General features: G+C 34.1%; 19 protein-coding genes and 4 tRNA genes. 1 reads left to right on the top strand and 22 read right to left on the bottom strand.

Annotated features, from left to right (window positions below; all coding sequences use genetic code 11):
- Positions 1-42: 42 nt before the first annotated feature.
- The 20 genes from V5E38_RS21385 to V5E38_RS21290 all read right to left on the bottom strand — a co-directional run bounded on the left by V5E38_RS21385 (position 43) and on the right by V5E38_RS21290 (position 16,490).
- Positions 43-837, bottom strand: a complete 795-nt coding sequence (locus V5E38_RS21385; RefSeq protein WP_097976443.1) for an exodeoxyribonuclease YycJ — start codon at positions 835-837, stop codon at positions 43-45.
- Positions 838-839: 2 nt separating this feature from the next.
- On the bottom strand, positions 840-1,637 hold the full coding sequence (locus tag V5E38_RS21380; protein WP_499211363.1) for a two-component system regulatory protein YycI: 798 nt from the start codon (positions 1,635-1,637) through the stop codon (positions 840-842).
- Positions 1,624-2,976 (bottom strand): YycH family regulatory protein, encoded by a 1,353-nt coding sequence (locus V5E38_RS21375; RefSeq protein WP_499211362.1) that lies wholly within the window; start codon positions 2,974-2,976, stop codon positions 1,624-1,626. The genes V5E38_RS21380 and V5E38_RS21375 overlap by 14 nt, the downstream gene beginning before the upstream one ends.
- Positions 2,973-4,808, bottom strand: coding sequence for a cell wall metabolism sensor histidine kinase WalK (gene walK, locus V5E38_RS21370; protein WP_097976437.1), 1,836 nt, complete (start codon positions 4,806-4,808; stop codon positions 2,973-2,975). Before walK ends, V5E38_RS21375 begins: the two co-directional genes overlap by 4 nt.
- Positions 4,808-5,512, bottom strand: a complete 705-nt coding sequence (gene yycF / locus V5E38_RS21365; RefSeq protein WP_097976436.1) for a response regulator YycF — start codon at positions 5,510-5,512, stop codon at positions 4,808-4,810. The genes walK and yycF overlap by 1 nt, the downstream gene beginning before the upstream one ends.
- 338 nt (positions 5,513-5,850) lie before the next feature.
- Positions 5,851-5,923: transfer RNA gene (locus V5E38_RS21360), tRNA-Phe, on the bottom strand.
- A 6-nt stretch (positions 5,924-5,929) separates the two neighbouring features.
- Positions 5,930-6,005: transfer RNA gene (locus tag V5E38_RS21355), tRNA-Asp, on the bottom strand.
- A gap of 23 nt (positions 6,006-6,028) precedes the next feature.
- Positions 6,029-6,100 (bottom strand) — tRNA-Glu (locus tag V5E38_RS21350).
- 19 nt (positions 6,101-6,119) lie between these two features.
- Positions 6,120-6,192: transfer RNA gene (locus tag V5E38_RS21345), tRNA-Lys, on the bottom strand.
- Positions 6,193-6,329: 137 nt separating this feature from the next.
- A complete protein-coding gene (locus V5E38_RS21340; RefSeq protein WP_499211361.1) occupies positions 6,330-7,619 on the bottom strand; it encodes an adenylosuccinate synthetase in 1,290 nt (429 codons plus the stop codon).
- Positions 7,620-7,884: 265 nt separating this feature from the next.
- Positions 7,885-9,243 (bottom strand): replicative DNA helicase, encoded by a 1,359-nt coding sequence (dnaB, locus tag V5E38_RS21335; protein ID WP_056467182.1) that lies wholly within the window; start codon positions 9,241-9,243, stop codon positions 7,885-7,887.
- 27 nt (positions 9,244-9,270) lie between these two features.
- Entirely contained in the window at positions 9,271-9,714 is a 444-nt protein-coding gene (rplI, locus tag V5E38_RS21330) for a 50S ribosomal protein L9 (protein ID WP_097976432.1), read from the bottom strand.
- A complete protein-coding gene (locus V5E38_RS21325; protein WP_499211360.1) occupies positions 9,711-11,687 on the bottom strand; it encodes a DHH family phosphoesterase in 1,977 nt (658 codons plus the stop codon). The genes rplI and V5E38_RS21325 overlap by 4 nt, the downstream gene beginning before the upstream one ends.
- 92 nt (positions 11,688-11,779) lie before the next feature.
- On the bottom strand, positions 11,780-12,706 hold the full coding sequence (locus V5E38_RS21320) for a YybS family protein (RefSeq protein WP_499211359.1): 927 nt from the start codon (positions 12,704-12,706) through the stop codon (positions 11,780-11,782).
- A 132-nt stretch (positions 12,707-12,838) separates the two neighbouring features.
- The gene (rpsR, locus tag V5E38_RS21315) at positions 12,839-13,072 is read right to left on the bottom strand and encodes a 30S ribosomal protein S18 (protein ID WP_025568960.1); all 234 of its coding nucleotides are present in this window, start codon (positions 13,070-13,072) and stop codon (positions 12,839-12,841) included.
- 81 nt (positions 13,073-13,153) lie between these two features.
- Positions 13,154-13,639: a single-stranded DNA-binding protein gene (gene ssb / locus V5E38_RS21310; RefSeq protein WP_025568959.1), complete on the bottom strand. Its 486-nt coding sequence runs from the start codon at positions 13,637-13,639 to the stop codon at positions 13,154-13,156.
- Positions 13,640-13,673: 34 nt separating this feature from the next.
- Positions 13,674-13,964 carry a 30S ribosomal protein S6 gene (rpsF, locus tag V5E38_RS21305; protein ID WP_025568958.1) on the bottom strand — a complete coding sequence of 97 codons (291 nt, stop codon included), beginning with the start codon at positions 13,962-13,964 and terminating at the stop codon, positions 13,674-13,676.
- 130 nt (positions 13,965-14,094) lie between these two features.
- Positions 14,095-15,195, bottom strand: coding sequence for a redox-regulated ATPase YchF (gene ychF, locus V5E38_RS21300; RefSeq protein WP_025568957.1), 1,101 nt, complete (start codon positions 15,193-15,195; stop codon positions 14,095-14,097).
- A 163-nt stretch (positions 15,196-15,358) separates the two neighbouring features.
- Entirely contained in the window at positions 15,359-15,556 is a 198-nt protein-coding gene (locus V5E38_RS21295) for a DUF951 domain-containing protein (RefSeq protein WP_056467168.1), read from the bottom strand.
- A gap of 37 nt (positions 15,557-15,593) precedes the next feature.
- Entirely contained in the window at positions 15,594-16,490 is an 897-nt protein-coding gene (locus tag V5E38_RS21290) for a mechanosensitive ion channel family protein (protein WP_499211358.1), read from the bottom strand.
- 193 nt (positions 16,491-16,683) lie between these two features.
- Between V5E38_RS21290 and yyaC the strand changes: the two genes are divergently transcribed.
- Entirely contained in the window at positions 16,684-17,271 is a 588-nt protein-coding gene (gene yyaC, locus V5E38_RS21285) for a spore protease YyaC (RefSeq protein WP_049813552.1), read from the top strand.
- A 105-nt stretch (positions 17,272-17,376) separates the two neighbouring features.
- Here yyaC and V5E38_RS21280 read toward each other — a convergent pair whose 3' ends face one another.
- Complete coding sequence (locus tag V5E38_RS21280; protein ID WP_097976423.1) at positions 17,377-18,213, bottom strand: ParB/RepB/Spo0J family partition protein; 837 nt, start codon at positions 18,211-18,213, stop codon at positions 17,377-17,379.
- On the bottom strand, positions 18,206-18,967 hold the full coding sequence (locus V5E38_RS21275; RefSeq protein WP_025568951.1) for a ParA family protein: 762 nt from the start codon (positions 18,965-18,967) through the stop codon (positions 18,206-18,208). The genes V5E38_RS21280 and V5E38_RS21275 overlap by 8 nt, the downstream gene beginning before the upstream one ends.
- Positions 18,968-19,017: the final 50 nt, after the last annotated feature.

Raw genomic sequence — 19,017 nt, 5'->3', positions numbered from 1 at the left:
AAAGAGGAGAAAGTAAACTCTCCCCTTAGTATGCGCTTTGTTTTATACATACACTATATCTGTTGGTTTTTGAGGGTCCGTATCATGAATTTCAAATTGCATCCCAACTTCAAATCCTTTTCCCTCTAATGTTTGTGTAACAGACATTCTGGCAAGCTCTTTCATATTATTATCTTGGCTTAAATGAGCAAGATAAATACGTTTTGTTTTATCTCCAATTACATCTGACATTGCTAGTGCAGCATCTTCATTTGATACGTGACCAACATCGCTTAAAATACGGCGTTTAATGCTCCATGGATATCTACCCATGCGTAGCATTTCGACATCATGGTTACTTTCAAAAATGTACATATCTGCGTTAGAAATAATCCCCTTCATTCGGTCACTTACATAGCCTGTATCCGTAATTGTAACAAATTTTTTCTCATTATGATGAAATACGTAAAACATTGGTTCAGCAGCATCATGCGATACACCAAATGATTCAACTTGTATATCCCCAAACTGAATCGTCGTTTCCATGTTAAAAATGAACTTTTGCTCTGTTGGAATTTCTCCAATTAAATGGTTCATTGCTTTCCATGTTTTTTCATTCGCGTAAATTGGGATTTGATATCTTCTGGCAAGAACTCCAAGTCCTTTAATATGATCACTATGCTCATGCGTGACTAGAATACCGGAAACTTCTTTTATATCCCTGTTGATTTCTTTAAATAAAGACTCCATCGCTTTACCGCTTAGTCCTGTATCAACTAAAAGCTTAGTTTTCTCCGTCCCAACGTATAACGCATTTCCGGTACTTCCACTTGCAAGTACACTAAAATGCAGACTCATCGCTATTCACTCCATTGTTCATTATCTATCTTAATTATTTGTCCCTCAATGGCATTAACAAAGTAATCCTGCTGTTCATTGACAACGATATGCCACGCTGGTGCTATGAATTTAACTCCATTTGATAACGGGATTACTGTATAATAGCCAAAATCAACTTTTGTAATACGATCACTCGGTTTTAATTCATCTTTTACAAATAAATTTTCAATGGCTTTAATTGCCGGTAAAGCTTCTTGCACATTCTTTTTATCGATCATTTCTTTTAAGTTTTCTAAATATCTTTGGCGATACCCGTAAATCTCATTATTATCGTTATACTTTATTTCAACTACTGAGCTTTCGATATTATAAATTAGGCGATCTTTATAGGTTTGACAGAAGTATATCGTTTTTGATGTTGAATCAATTTGACAATAACGATAGTTACCACCATTCCAAACATACTCCTTCACAAAGTTTTCTAAGAAGAGTATTTTATTTGTCTCTGCAATTGGAACTGGTTTTTTCAATTGACTTTGTAATACATCTTTGTAGATTTGTATATTCTGCCCTTTTCTATCAGCAATAGTTTTCTTGGAGAAATCCTTACTATTACCTGATATATAAGATTCCTTTAAAGAATTTTTAGGTAATGTCACATACGTGATATCATTTTCCTTTAATTGCTCCTCAATACTCGATTCTGCCATCGTATCAAACTGATCGCTACTTCGCTTTTGATAATATTGAATCGCTAAAAATAAATCTAGTACTAAGAAAGTTAAAATAAATATTGTTTTGATCCTACTCCAATCCAACAATATTCACCCCAGTTCTACTTAGCAAATCTTGATCAATCTTTTTATAAGTGTCATCGTAATTTATAATCCAAACAGGTTTTAGCTGGATTGCTCTATTATAGTACGGCTGATTAATGGTTGATTTATCTTCATCAAATATCGTCTCGTACCCTAAGCTAATATCCTTAATAAGGGATTTATTAATCGACTTATTATTAGAGATGATCTCCATAATTTGAGGACCAGCCATTAATTCCATTTCACTTTCCTTCTTGTCCACCTGAATTCTAAATTTATATAATGGACGTTTAAAGGTTTCTATATCGTCTACTCCCCAACTCGTCGTAATTGTTGAATTATTATACACAGGTAAATTATTTACAAAAAGTCTAAATGAAACTTCATTATTCTCAGGTTTAACCCCAGACAAAATATATCCATCAGTCCAACCACCATGAGCATTAATAAAATCAACACTTCTTTGGACTAATAAATTAGGACTTTGATTATTATTGTTTTCAGGTGTTGTCGGGTTAACAAAGGAAATCGAACGATTTAATGGTGAAACGGACATTAATCTAGTACCGTCTGTGAATGTATCTCCTGAATCAGTACTTTCTTTTCGGACATTTGAAGGATCACTAAATATTGCATCTTTTAATTTATCAACATCTATATCCGTTGTAAGAAACTCCATCGTAGTTAATTTAATTGGTTTTTTAGGTAAATAAATTATTTTACCTGAATCTAACTTATATCTTAAGCTTTCAGTAAAGCTTTCGTAATTGTCTCTAATCTTTTCAACTGAAGCAATAATTGAAGAGTTATCAAAGGTTGCTCCATAGAGAATATTTTGTGCTTCATTTGAAAAATAGATCCTTGCTGAAGAATCCTGTTTAGTAGATAAATTGATGATTATTCGGTCAAATAAAACATTTTGTAATCGTTTTGCATCTAGATTAAGAACTTTACCTAATGTCTCTACTGGTACTACAGTTGGAAAAATAATTTCTAATTTATTTTTTCCTTTTGTAATTGATTGATAGGCAACTTCAGATGTTTTATTTGTCAGGTTTTCAAAATTTGTGATTTCGGATTTCTGCAATGATCTATAAATTGGTGATATATTGCCCTGTTTAGTTGTTTCATAATTTTTATTTGATTCATGTACAACTAATAAATTCGGAATTACTATGTCCTTAAAGTCTCTCTTTGCACCAATCGAAACTTTTTGGACATAGTCTTGATTTTGAAGTACATCGTATGTTGGTTGATATGACCATAAGCTATATGAAAGTACTAAACTTACTACAACAAGAGTAGTTAATATAACTGATTTTATATGTTCTCTTCTCATTCCCACTCATCCTCTTGGTCATCAGCCACTGGAAGTGTGAAATAGACTGTTGTACCCTTTCCTTCTTCACTCTTAGCCCATATATGACCATCGTGCGCGTAAATCATTTCTTTTGCCAAAGCAAGCCCTAGGCCAGTGCCCCCAACTTGTCTCGATCTAGCTTTATCTACTCGATAGAAACGATCAAATATCTTTGATAGATTTTCTTTTGGAATTCCCATACCTTCGTCAGTAATACTAACTAATATTTGATCTCTAGACTCCTTAATACGATAAGTTACAGTCCCACCCTCTGGTGAATACTTTAGTGCATTTGAAATAATATTATCTAACACTTGTGTAATTTTATCTTCATCTATAAATACAAATCTTGTCTTACTTATGAACTCGCGTTTGAACGATACTTCTTGAGACTTACTCATTTCATGTCGATCAATTATACGATTAAATAACTCTGTAAAGTTAACCCAATCTTTCATTAAACGATATTCTGTACTATCTAACTTAGATAATTGTAATAAGTCATTTACTAATCGAATCATTCGTTCTGTTTCATCTTGAGTTACTTGTAAAAACTTAGGTGCAATTTCTTTATTCTCCCAAGCTCCATCTGACAATGCTTCTAAATAACTCCTCATCGTTGTTAACGGCGTTCTTAATTCATGTGATACATTGGAGACAAAATCTCTACGTTCTTGCTCTATTTTTTCCTGTTCAGTTACATCATAAAGTACAGCGATTAGACCGTTAACTTTACCGGATTCTTTTTGAATAGTTGAAAGACTAGCTCGTATAATCATTGGTCTCTTATTATTACTATAATCTAACATGATTGAATCTGGCTCATCGTATAAATCATCTAAAGTATTAATCTTTTCGATTCCCAATACCTCTAAGATCGATTTATTTAATACTGTTTCACGTGAAACATTAAGCATCGTTTCAGCTGGATCGTTTAAGAGAATAATTTTCCCTCTACGGTCAGTAGCAATAACCCCATCTGACATATGTTCTAGTACTGATTGAAGCTTTCTTCTTTCTCCATCAGTTGAAGCTCTGGCTTGCTGTAGATTACGTGATAGATTATTAAATGATATCGTTAATTCACCAATCTCATCTTCACTATAGGCCTTTAATTTGCGAGAGAAGTTTCCTTTCGCCATTTCTTGGGCCTGTCTTCTTATTTCAGAGATTGGCTTCGTAATTGCTTTAGCCAACAATATACCTAAAATGGATGTAATCGCGACTGCTATAAGTGTACCAGTTGAAAAAATACGGTTAATTAATTCCATTCTTTCATAAGTGCTTTCCATTGAAGCACTTGTGTAAATGGCTGAAACAATTTCGTCACCTTCCATTACTGGGGTAACAATCGTTTTCATTCGATGACCATTTTTAGGATCAATTAACACTTTCTCAGTTCTAGTACCTACTAAAAGAGCTCTTTTTACTAAAATATCAGTAGTTCTTTTACCAACAATAGACCGATTACTAGAATCCGAAGTAGCAATGACTTCACTATTTTGGTTAATAACTCTTACGTCCGATATTCCAATATTCTTTCCGAAGTCTGAAACTATTTTTTGGATATTAGCTTTTACTTCTGGGTCGTCCAGAGTTTTCTTTTTTTCATACTCTATTTTTATATTATAAGCCAGTAGTTTAGCACGTTCGTTTATCGCAACTGTAAAACTGTTTACGAGCTGCTTTTCAAGCTCTCTTGAAAAATAAACGCTAATAATTTGCATAGCTACCAAGATGAGTAAAATATAAACAAGTACAAATTTAAATACAATTGATTTAAATAAACCAACTTTATTATAAGCTGCCATTAATCTTGCTCCGGATCACGCAGGTAATATCCTACTCCTCTTCTTGTTACAATGAAAAGTGGATAACTTGGATTGTCCTCAATTTTTTCACGAAGTCTTCGAATTGTTACATCGACAGTTCGTACATCTCCAAAGTAATCATAACCCCAAACAGTTTGGAGTAAATGTTCTCTCGTCATTACCTGTCCGATATGCTTCGCTAAATAATATAGTAGTTCAAATTCGCGGTGAGTTAATTCGATCTTCTCGCCACGTTTTGTTACGATATAAGCATTTGGATTGATAACAAGTGAGCCAATAATAACTTCAACTGACTCCTCTTTTTCAGATGGAGTTCCTGTTTGGTGTCTACGTAAATTTGCTTTTACTCTGGCAAGTAACTCACGTGTACTAAATGGTTTTGTTACGTAGTCATCTGCTCCCATTTCTAACCCTAGTACTTTATCTAATTCTGAGTCTTTTGCTGTAATCATAATGATCGGCATTTCATGGTTCTTTCTAATTTCTCTACAAACTTCTAAACCATCTCTAATTGGTAACATAATATCTAATAAAACTAGGTCAGGAAGAAACTCATCTACTTTTTGTAATGCTTCCTCTCCATCATACGCGCAAACAATTTCAAAACCTTCTTTTTCTAAATTAAACTTCAATATATCAGCAATTGGTTTTTCATCATCGACTATTAATATTTTTTTATTCATTCCCCGCACTCCTTTTCTAGTCAGTTTTCGCTACCGTCAATTCTATACATATCTTTTGCAATTTCATATTAAATTAGGCAACAAATAAACTTATCATAGTAATTTCGTTTTGTGGATTATCTCTCTAAATATAATACGAATACGATCTGACGTGTTATTTTTTTTGTATATAAACACTAGATTTTTGAAAAAAACCTCTAGCTTGTTGCTAGAGGTCTACTCCACTTACTTCTATTTTAAATTAAGTAGGTTTTTTTGTAAAATCGAACTGTTTAATTCTATTTTCAATAAGGTTGATATAAAATAAAAAACTACTGTATATACAGTAGTTTTTATGATGGCTCGGGACGGAATCGAACCGCCGACACGAGGATTTTCAGTCCTCTGCTCTACCGACTGAGCTACCGAGCCATTATATGGCGGTCCCGACCGGGATCGAACCGGCGATCTCCTGCGTGACAGGCAGGCATGTTAACCGCTACACCACGGGACCATGATAATTTTATTAAAAAAGGATGACCCGTACGGGACTCGAACCCGTGTTACCGCCGTGAAAGGGCGGTGTCTTAACCGCTTGACCAACGGGCCACATTAATTTAAGAAAAGATGAGCCATGAAGGATTCGAACCTTCGACCCTCTGATTAAAAGTCAGATGCTCTACCTACTGAGCTAATGGCTCATAAAATGATTAACTTCATAAGCTATATACTAGTTATGACGACAAGATTTATCTTATCATACTTTCTAATAATTTGGCAATAGTTTTTTAAAAAAATAATAAAAGCCCCTAAATTTTTATTTAAGGGCTTTATTATATTAAGCTCCGTAAACGTTACGTACGATATTTGTTTGGTTACGATCTGGACCTACTGAGAATACAGATAACGGAATACCGACTAATTGAGACACTCGTTCTACATAATGTCTTGCATTAACTGGTAGTTCATTAAGAGTTTTTACTCCTGTAATATCTTCTGTCCAACCTGGAAGTTCTTCATAAACTGGCTCACATTCTGCAAGTTGTTTTAAGCTAGCAGGGAACTCAGTAATTGTTTCTCCACGTAACTTATAAGCAACGCAAATTTTTACAGTCTCTAGACCTGTTAATACGTCAATTGAGTTAAGTGATAAATCAGTAATACCACTAACGCGACGAGCGTGGCGAACTACTACACTATCAAACCAACCTACACGTCTTGGTCTTCCAGTAGTTGTTCCGTACTCACGACCTACTTCACGAATTGTATTTCCAATTTCGTCGAAAAGCTCAGTTGGGAATGCACCTTCACCAACACGAGTAGTGTAAGCTTTACATACACCAACAACATGATTAATTTTTGTCGGACCAACACCAGATCCAATTGTTACTCCACCTGCAACTGGGTTAGAAGAAGTAACGAACGGGTATGTACCTTGGTCGATATCTAGCATTACACCTTGTGCACCTTCAAATAATACGCGCTTTCCACCATCAATTGCATCATTTAATACAACGGAAGTATCACACACATATTTTTTAATTTGTTGTCCGAACTCATAATATTCTTCAAAAATCTCTTCGATATTTAATGAATTTGAATCATACATTTTTTCAAATAAATTATTTTTCTCTTCAAGATTACGTTTTAATTTTTCGTAAAACTCTTCTTTATCTAAAAGGTCTGCCATACGGATTCCCACACGAGCAGCTTTGTCCATATAAGCTGGTCCAATACCTTTTTTAGTAGTACCGATTTTATTATCACCTTTACGCTCTTCTTCTAACTCATCTTGTTTTAAATGATAAGGTAAGATAACATGAGCACGATTACTAATACGTAAGTTGTCAGTTGAAACACCTTTATCATGTAGGTATGCTAGCTCTTGAACTAAAGCTTTAGGATCTACAACCATACCATTTCCAATAACACAAATTTTATCTGAGAAGAAAATACCTGATGGAATTAAGTGAAGTTTGTACTTTTCACCATTAAATACGATTGTATGACCTGCATTGTTACCACCTTGATATCTAGCAACTACTTCTGCCTGTTGTGATAAAAAGTCGGTAATTTTTCCTTTTCCTTCGTCTCCCCATTGAGAACCAACTACTACTACTGATGACAATGTACTGCACCTCCGATTAAATTACGCTATTTCCGAACTAAAACCAAAACTAGTATATCAAACTTACGGAATTTGTCAATAAATCTCTTTAAATAATTCCATTCTAAGTTTTATTTGTTCGTAAATACAAACTAAAGAATTTGATAAAAATAGTTTGCCCTAACAAAAAAAAATAATCACATAGATTCACTATGTGATTATTTTTTAGATGAGATCCCAATCAGACGATTGAAGATATTTGCGCCTGTCTGATTCCAAACTATTTTTAGGCACCTGGTGCTTGCTCATCAAACCTTCGTTCTAAGTTTACGAACTTGTTATATTCTTTTACGAATGCTAATGAAACAGTACCTACTGGACCATTTCTTTGTTTAGCAATAATGATTTCAATAATATTTTTATTCTCTGATTCTTTATCATAGTAATCGTCTCGGTATAAGAACGCAACAATATCCGCATCTTGCTCAATACTTCCTGATTCACGGATATCAGACATCATTGGACGTTTATCCTGTCTTGACTCAACGCTTCGTGATAGCTGAGATAAGGCTATTAGAGGTACTTTTAATTCCCTCGCTAGTCCTTTAAGAGATCGTGAAATTTCAGATACTTCTTGTTGACGATTTTCTCCACTTTTGCCGTTACCTTGAATAAGCTGCAGATAATCAATTAGGATCATTCCTAAGCCATGCTCTTGCTTCAGCCTTCTACACTTAGCACGTATGTCATTTACTCTAATACCAGGTGTATCATCGATATATATACCTGTACCAGCTAAGCTACTAGCAGCCATCGTTAGCTTATTCCAATCCTCTTGTTCAAGATTACCTGTACGTAGTGCCTGTGCGTTAATATTCCCTTCTGCACAAAGCATACGCATAACAAGCTGGTCTGATCCCATCTCGAGACTGAAAATTGCTACGTTTTCATCTGTCTTAGTCGCTACGTTTTGTGCGATATTCAACGCAAAAGCTGTTTTACCTACTGAAGGACGGGCAGCTACTATAATTAAATCATTGGGCTGAAATCCCGCTGTCATACGATCTAAATCAGTAAATCCTGTCGGTACACCTGTAATTTCTCCACGTTGATTAAATAAAGTCTCAATTTTACTAAATGTAGTAAATACTACATCTTTAATACTTTGAAAACCAGAAACGTTTGTGCGCTGAGCTACTTTTAAGATACTTTTTTCAGCCTCGTTTAGTACAACATCCACTGGAGTATCTGGTGCATAGCTTTCCGTTACAATATTTGTAGCGGTTCTTATTAATCTTCTTAAAGTAGATTTTTCTTCAACGCTCTTCGCATAGTATTCAACGTTAGATGCCGTTGGTACTGAAGCCAGCAAATCATTTAAGTATGATACTCCTCCTACTTCTTCTAACACTCCTTGATTAGCTAGTTCAGAAGTTAGCGTGATAACATCCAGAGGCTCATTCCTTGAAGCAATCTTAAGCATCGCTTCAAATATTTTTTGATGGGCAGCTCGATAAAAGTCATCTGGTAAAAGCCGTTCTGAAGTTGATATCAGCGCCTCTGAATCTAACAGTATGGCTCCTAATACAGCCTGTTCAGCTTCTATATTCTGTGGTGGAGTACGATCATTTAGCAAATCACTCATTTCTAGTCCTCCAGATGCTTGTTTTTCTTATTGTTCTTTAACGTGTACTTTTAAAGTTGCACTTACTTCAGGATGCAATTTTACTTTAATATTTGTTACACCTAGTCCTCTAATCGCATCATTCATTTCGAATTTACGCTTATCTAGTTTAATACCATGTACTTTATTAAGCTCATCTGCAATTTGCTTGCTTGTGATTGACCCGAATAGACGACCGCCCTCACCTGATTTAGCTTTTAGTTCTACTGTTAAAGTTTCAATTGTTTCTTTTAACTTTTTACAGTTTTCTAATTCGATTTGTGCATCTTTTAATTCTTTATTTTTTTTCGCTTCAAGAGTTTTCATATTACCTGCAGTAGCTTCAATAGCATCTCCATTTTTGATTAAGAAGCTTGCATAGCCATCTGCGATATTTTTAGTTTCTCCTTTTTTACCTTTTCCTTTTACATCTTTTAAGAAAATTACTTTCATTTGTTTGTTCTCCCTTCAATATATTCATCGATTATTCTCAATAAACGTTGTTCAACTTCTCTGATTGAAGAAGATTCAATTTGCGCAGCAGCATTTGTTAAGTGACCGCCACCACCAAGCTCTTCCATTATTAATTGAACATTTATATTCCCTAATGAACGACTGCTGATACTAACAACATTATCTGACCTTTTCGCAATAACAAAAGATGCAATGACATCAGTCATCGTTAATAATGTATCTGCAGCCTTGGCGATTAAAACTTGATCATAGTTTACATTGTCTTTCCCAAAGCTAATCGCAAAGCCCTCTTTGTACATATAGGCTTCCTCTATCAATTCTGCTTTGCGAATATATTCATTCATATCTTGTTTTAGTAAATTTTGAACGAGGATCGTATCTGCGCCGTTAGAACGCAAGTAAGACGCTGCGTCAAAAGTTCGTGCTCCTGTTCGGAAAGTAAAACTCTTTGTATCAACAATGATACCTGCAAGTAAGGCTGTTGCCTCAAGCATGCTTAATTTTATTTTCTTCGGTTGGTACTCCAATAACTCAGTTACTAATTCTGCAGTAGAGGAAGCGTACGGCTCCATATAAACGAGAATTGCATCCTTAATGAAGTCCTCTCCTCTTCGATGATGGTCTATCACAACAATTTTATCTGTCTCATTTAAAAGTGACTCTTCTTCAACCATTGTAGGTCTATGAGTATCTACTACAATTATTAATGTATCTTCAGAAATAAGTTCTTTTGCTTTGTCGGGTGTAATAAAACAAGACATAAATTGTTCATTTTTAGACATTTCCCTCATCAAACGATTAACACTTTTATCTACTTCATCTTTATCAATTACTACATAACCATCCACTTCATTATGCATTACCATTTTTAAGATACCGACTGCTGAACCAAGAGCATCCATGTCAGGTAACTTATGACCCATTATCATAACATTGGCGCTACTCTTCATTAAATCTCTTAATGCATGCGAGATTACTCTCGCTCTAACCCTCGTCCTCTTTTCTACAGGGTTTGTTTTTCCACCAAAAAACTTCACTTTACCGTTAATATTTTTAACAGTTACTTGATCTCCCCCGCGCCCTAGTGCTAAATCTAAACCAGATTGAGCTAGTTGGCCAAGTTCGGTTAAATTCAAACTGCCTACTCCGACACCGACGCTTAGAGTAAGAGGTAAATTACGCTTTGTAGTCTCTTCTCTTACTTGGTCTAGTATAGAGAATTTGTTATTTTCTAATGCTGCCAGAATTCCTTCATTTAAAACTACACTATATCGATCGGATGAAACACGTTTCAAGAACATACCATGGCTATTAGCCCAACTATTTAACATGGTTGTTACTGCACCATTTACACTAGAACGCTCCTGGTCATCTAAGCCCTGTGTCATTTCATCGTAATTATCTAATAAAATAATTCCGATTACTGTTCTTTGATCTTCGTATAACTTCTCTAATTGTGCCTGTTCTGTCACATCAAATAAATAAATGTATCGCTCTTCCCTTTTAATAACTACGCGATATGTTCTTTTACTTATATTCAATACATCTTCTTTTTTCTCTTTTTTCGAAATTAAAGCCATTAACCCTTCAGATAGGTCATATATGTGTTTACCAATTAATGAACGATCGTCTAAAATATTTAAAATATATTGATTGCCCCATTCAATATGGTACTCTCTATCATAAAGTAATACTCCAATTGGCATTTCTGTAATTGCTTCATTACTTAAATTCTTCACTCTCGACATAACTGATTCTATATACATATCTAAAACATAGCGATACTTAATTTCTAACTTTACAACTAGAAAAATAACGCATAAAAAGATAACGATAAAAACTATCCCTATTTTAGGTTGAATATAGACCACAGTTCCGATCAGAAACACTGAAAGAGCAGTTAAAAGATAGACGGGTATAAGAAACATCTGTTTCTTATGAAAATCTTGCATATGTTCAACCCCTAAGCCAAATAAAATCTAACTTACATATTAAAGTTTATTCACTTTTTCAAAACAAATTAGTAACAAATATGTTTTTAAGTTTAAATTTTTCTTCTATTAAATATTCCAATCGAGACAATTCCAATTAGTAAAACAATATAAATTAATGGTTGAATGATAAAACTTGCGATTAATATAATAATTGGTACCGCTTTAGAAAAATGTTTTAAATAACTAAAATAAAAGATCGATGCGTAACCTTGAACGAGCAGTAATATTTGAAGTACATATGTTAAGTTAATCACTGCTATACTGAGGAAACTACTTTGTTTCAAATTGAAGAATGAAAAGAGCATTACAATTAAAAAGAACCACATGAATCCTACTGGGAGTCTAAACTCTCTAAATGGCTTAAATTTCGGAGTTTTATAACCTAATCTCCTTATTAATGGAAAAGTTACTAGTTGTGTTAAAAAAGCAAGTATAAAACTAATCATTAACAATAATGAAGGAATTAATGTAGGGATTAATTTAATAGCATTTGTAAGACTATCTAATGCCTTTTCATTGGCGTTTGTACCAAGACTGGCACTTAGTTCCTTACTTTTTTCTATAGCCTCCGTTGCCAAGTCTATATTCTCTTTAACGAAATCAATATGAAAAACAGCTTTGAATAGTATGTACGATAGTACTGTATGTATTAAATATAAGAAAGTACTAGTAAGTAATATCTCGCCTTTACTTCGCTCATTTTTCAATAGATAACCAAATGCTATACCAACTGTTGAGTACATTAAAGTAACTGGAAGTAAATTAAATGAGGTAATCACAATCGTTAATCCCAGCGCCACACAGCAAAGTAAAAGTGATTCTTTAATTGAGTATTTAATACTTAGAATAATAAACGGCAGCGGCATAAGGAATGCCATAAAAATTGAGAGAAACGGTACAAATCTAAATATTAACAGTAGTACTGAGTAAATAGCTAATAGTACTGCACCCTCGGTAATAAATCGAGTCGATTTCAAAATAAAGCTCCTTTCAACTACCTCTACTTATTTCGCGATAAGCATACTATTTCTTATTTTACCATAAAACTTATTTTTTCATAAATACAAAAAAAGTACAGCACGAGAATGCTGTACTTTTTATTACTTAGCTTATTCAGCTACGTATGGTAATAATGCCATTTGACGAGCGCGTTTGATTGCGATCGTTAATTTACGTTGGTATTTCGCAGAAGTACCAGTTACACGACGAGGTAAAATTTTACCACGCTCAGAAACGAAACGTTTTAATAACTCAGTATCTTTGAAGTCGATTGTAGTGATGCCATTTGAAGTAAAGTAACAAACTTTACGACGTTTAGCGCGTCCACCTTTACGTCCACCCATTGCCATTGTTATTTCCCTCCTCTACTTAAAAATTAGTTTTTTTAGTAATGCTAACCGTTCAGCATTACACTGTTTTTATTATTAGAAAGGAAGATCGTCATCAGTAATATCAATCGTTTTGCTTGTCCCACCAAATGGATCATCATTAAAGCTAGGCTTTTGAGATGGTGCTTCGAAAGGATTTCCAGCGTTAAAACCTTGATTTTGTTGATTCATACCGAATGAACCACCTTGGTTACCTGATGCATTTCTTGGTTCTAAGAATTGAACAGAGTCAGCTACAACTTCAGTTACATATACTCTCTTACCATCTTGACCATCAAAACTTCTAGTTTGAATACGCCCCTCAACGCCAGCTAAGCTTCCTTTTTTCAAAAAGTTTGCTACGTTTTCAGCAGGCTTTCTCCAGATAACGCAGTTAATAAAATCTGCTTCTCTTTCGCCTTGCTGATTTGAGTAGGTACGATTCACCGCTAGAGTAAATGTTGCAACAGCAACCCCACTTGGCGTATAACGTAAGTCCGGATCCTTTGTTAAGCGACCTACAAGTACAACTCGATTAATCATCTGATTCCTACCTCCCTAAAGCATTTAAAAAATATTATTTTTCTTCTTCACGGATAACGATGTGGCGGATGATATCTTCGCTGATCTTCGCTAAACGATCGAATTCTTGTACAGCTTCTGGCTTAGCAGAAACGTTTACAAGCATGTAGTGTCCATCACGGAAATCGTTAATTTCATAAGCTAAACGACGTTTACCCCACTCTTTAACGTTTGTGATTTCAGCACCTTGTTCAGTTAAAACGCCGTTGAAACGCTCAACTAATGCTTTTTGTGCTTCGTCTTCCATGTTTGGTCGAACGATGTACATGATTTCGTATTTATTCATCACAATGTCACCTCCTTTTGGTCTAACGGCCCAATTAAGGGCAAGGAGCAATTTAAGTAATCACTCACGAGTTAAAATTATAGCATAGTTTTTTTAAGATAGCAAATCAATAATTCAGTTGCTATTTTCATTAAACATTAAATCGGAAATGCATTACATCCCCATCTTGTACGATATACTCTTTACCTTCAAGACGTACTTTACCTGCTTCTTTTGATGCTGTCATGTTACCATAAGTCGCTAAATCTTCAAAAGAAACTGTTTCTGCGCGGATAAAGCCACGTTCGAAGTCGCTATGAATTACGCCAGCACATTGTGGAGCTTTCATACCTTTTTTAAATGTCCAAGCTCTTACTTCTTGTACACCTGCAGTAAAATAAGTTGCCAATCCTAATAAAGAATAAGCTGCACGAATTAATTGATCTAAACCTGATTCTTCAATTCCAAGTTCTTGAAGGAATGTACGTTTCTCTTCATCATCTAGCTCAGCAATTTCTTCTTCAATTTTTGCACTAATTACAATAACTTGAGAACCTTCTTTAGCTGCAAATTCTCTTACTTTTTCAACGTATTCGTTTGATGAAGCATCTGCGATTTCATCTTCGCCAACATTAGTGATGTAAAGCATTGGCTTAGTCGTTAATAAGTGTAACCCTTTTACTACTTTCATTTGTTCTTCTGTAAACTCTACTGAACGAGCTGGCTTGTCATTTTCAAATGCATCTCTTAATTTTACTAAAATTTCATGTTCATAAGATGCATCTTTATCTTTTTGTTTTGCTAATTTAGCTACACGATCAATACGTTTTTCAACTGATTCTAAGTCTGCAAGAATTAGTTCTAAGTTAATTGTTTCAATATCTGCAATTGGATCTACTTTTCCAGATACGTGAGTAATATTATCATCTACAAAGCAACGTACTACTTGGCAAATTGCGTCCACTTCACGAATATGAGATAAAAACTTATTTCCTAACCCTTCACCTTTACTTGCACCCTTCACGATCCCTGCGATATCAGTAAATTCAAAAGTTGTTGGAACAGTTTTTTTAGGTTGAACTAATTCAGTTAATTTTACTAAACGGTAATCTGGTACTTCTACCACACCTACGTTTGGATCAATTGTACAAAACGGATAGTTTGCTGATTCAGCACCCGCTTGTGTAATTGCATTAAATAATGTCGACTTTCCTACGTTTGGTAATCCAACGATCCCTGCTGTTAATGGCATATTTTCCACTCCTATACGAACTTAGTTAATCTTTCACAATTATATTGATTTCAAAAAAAAATAACAAGAAAATCTGAATATTAATTCTAAACATACGAAAGGTATCTAATATGAGCGATCCTTCAAATTGCTCTACTAGATACCCATTGATTTAAAAATCGTCCTACTCTTCAGATCGAACTAAAACCTTTTTTAATTTTCGTGTGAACTCTCTGCGAGGTATTAAAACGCTATGCTCACATCCCTCACATTTTAATCGAATGTCCATACCCATTCGAATAATTTTCCATCTGTTCACTCCACAAGGATGAGGTTTTTTCATTTCTACTATATCATTTAGGCTAAATTCTTTTTCTTCCATGTAAAAACTTCACTTCCTTAAAATAGTAGCATACAAACTATACATTCGCATTTTCATTTTTAGTTTCTGGTTGTTTATATAATACCATCTTTGGATAAGAAATTTCTATGTTATTTCTTTCAAGTACTTCCTTAATTTCTTTTCGAATTGCTCTAGAGATTTTAAACTGTGTCATCGCTCTAACTTCTGAAGAGATTCGTAATGTTACTTCAGATGGTCCTAAGTTTTGTATCCCAAGAAACTCTGGAGGTTTTACCATTTCTTCGTATCTAGCTGGCATAGTTTCTAAATGCTCTTCAATTACATTTTGCGCATGTTCAATATCGCCCTCATATGAAATACTAACATCGACCATTGCCACGGCATTATGTAATGAAAAATTGGTTACTTCAGTAATCATTCCATTTTGGATGATATGAAGCTCACCTGTTCCGCTTCTAATTTTAGTTGTTTTTAAACCAATTGATAGTACTGTTCCTTCGAAAGTTTGAACTCTAATGTAGTCACCAACTGAAAACTGATCTTCAAACAAAATAAAAAATCCAGAAATGATATCTTTTACTAAGCTTTGTGCACCAAAACCAATTGCTACGCCACCTATTCCTGCTCCTACTAAAAGCCCTTTTATTTCCACACCAAATATCGGGAGAATCGTCAAAGCAGCAATAAAGAATATTACATATGCAAGTACATTTTCCATCAATTTAATTAGCGTTACTGATCTTCTTTCTGATACTTGTAACGGTCCTCTAGCATTAACCTTTAAGAGATTACGGATTAACTTTCTTCCGAGTTTTACAGCCAATACTGAAACAATAATAATTAGCGCTATTTTTATTGATGAATTTAATATTGTGTCCCATTGTTCTGGCGTCAGCATGCTTTTCTTTATTACTTTTTCAGCATGTTCTATTTTATCTGTTGCATTATTCATACTGTCTTTTTCCCCCTATCTATTTTCAAGTGACTTCAAACGTAATACTAAACGAATTATCATTTTAAAACTACAAATATGAACAAATGTAATAATAGTTTAATTTAATAACGAAGATCGCAGACGAAAGTATAAATTGTTTAAATTTTGCATAAACTAATACTACTCTCTTAAATGAAAAGTAGGCGATATTATGCAATTTTCAGCAAATCCTTTGCGTAACCTATTCAAGGATGATTATTCTGTATTTCTAGATGACGAAAACGCTATTAACAGATTTGCAGATCGTTTATGTAAGTCGCTTCCAAGTGTACACACTAAAGAAATTGTTTTTGTATGTATCGGAACTGACCGTTCTACGGGAGACTCTTTAGGTCCTTTAGTTGGAACCATGTTAGGAGAATTAAACTTAAGTAGGTTTCATTATTATGGTACTCTTGATGAGCCAATTCATGCGTTAAATCTTTCAGAACAACTTGAAAGAATTAAAGGCAAGTATAACAATCCATTTATCATTGCTGTAGATGCCTGTTTAGGCAGAGTAAAAAGTATTGGTAGCGTTCGTTTATCCAATGGTCCGTTAAAACCTGGTGCAGCAATGAAAAAAGAATTACCTTTAGTTGGCGAGATTAATTTAACTGGAGTTGTAAATGTTAGTGGATTTATGGAATTTTATGTGCTACAAAATACTAGATTAAGCCTTGTAATGAAAATGGCTAAGTTTATTGCGAATTCAATTAAAGAAACTGAAAGAAAATTTACGTGCCAATTAGATTTTTAACATACTAGTTTCCTAACTTTCAATTATAAAAAAGGTTAGATAAAAACAAAAAGGGAGTATTAACTGCATTGGAAGCCAACACATTTAATATTCCCTATGAGTCACTCATTTTATAATTGAAAGGATTCTCTCCAAATCCTCTTTGTTAAAGAATTGGATTTCTATTTTCCCTTTATCTTTAGCCGATTTAATTTTAACTGATGTTCCGAACTTTTCTTGTAAAAGATCCTCATACTCACTAAAAAATATATTTTTAGTTGGGGTTTTCTTTGATGTTTCACGTGAAACATTTTCATTTAGATCATTGACTAACGTTTCAACCTCACGAACGCTTAGGTTTTTTTCAATTACTTTTAGTGCGGTACCTTCAATTAACCCTTTTCGTTTTAGTCCTAAAAGTGCTCTTCCGTGTCCCATAGAGAGAGTGCCTTCTTCAACCATTTTTTGAACAGAGTTAGGTAAAGTTAAAATTCTTAAATAGTTAGCAATATGTGGACGACTTTTTCCAAGTTTCTTTGCCAGTTGTTCTTGTGTTAAGTGTAATTGTTCAATTAAAGTTTGATATGCTTCAGCTTCTTCAAGAGGATTTAAATCATCTCGCTGTAAATTTTCTAATACAGCTAACTCCATCATTTGCTCTTCAGTAAGGTCTCTTACAATAACTGGAACTGTATTTAAACCCGCATTTTTTGCAGCGCGATATCGTCTTTCTCCAGCAACGATTTGGAAACCTTTTATGCTTTTTCTAGCAATGATTGGTTGAAGAATTCCATGTTCAATCACTGACTGAGTTAATTCTAACATTGCAGTCTCATCAAATACTTTGCGAGGTTGGTATGGGTTAGGTCTAAGTTCTTTTAGATCAATTTCCTGAACTAACTCTTCTTGCTGATTTATATCTTGAAAAAATGCTCCAATACCTTTACCTAAACCTTTAGCCATTATCAATCACTTCCTTTGCTAGATCGAGATATACTTCTGCACCTCTTGACTTTGGATCATATGTAATGATCGGTTTACCATGACTTGGTGCTTCACTTAAGCGTACATTTCTTGGAATAATTGATTTATAGACGCGATCTTGAAAATATTTTTTTACTTCTTCTATAACTTGGAGCCCTAAATTTGTACGAGCATCTAGCATTGTTAACAATACGCCTTCAATTGCTAAATTTTTATTTAAATGTTTTTGTACTAAACGTACAGTACTTAATAGCTGACTTAAACCTTCAAGTGCGTAATACTCACATTGAACTGGAATAATAATTGAATCAGATGCAGTTAGTGAGTTTAAAGTTAATAACCCTAGTGATGGAGGACAATCTATTAAAATATAATCATAGTTACCTTTTACTGTATCTAAAGCACGCTTTAATCGTACTTCTCTAGATATAGTAGGTACTAATTCAATTTCTGCTCCAGCAAGTTGAATTGTTGCTGGAATAATATCAAAATTTGGAATAGCAGTGTTTAAAATGACATTTTTCGCCTCAACATCATCAACTAATACATTGTAAACACACTGATTCACATCAGCTTTCTCAATTCCAATACCACTAGTTGCATTACCTTGAGGATCTATATCGACTAGTAATACTTTTTTTCCTAAATGAGCTAAACAAGCACTTAAATTTACAGATGTTGTAGTCTTACCAACACCACCTTTTTGGTTAGCTATAGAGATTACTTTAACCACTATGTAATCTACTCCTTCCACAACAAACAATTCTTATTTTCTATTTTACC

The sequence above is a fragment of the Rossellomorea sp. GAMAL-10_SWC genome (assembly GCF_049568075.1).
Taxonomy (GTDB): domain Bacteria; phylum Bacillota; class Bacilli; order Bacillales; family Bacillaceae_G; genus Gottfriedia.
Note: the sequence above shows the minus strand (reverse complement) of the source record. Positions and strands in the feature narration are given on the sequence as shown.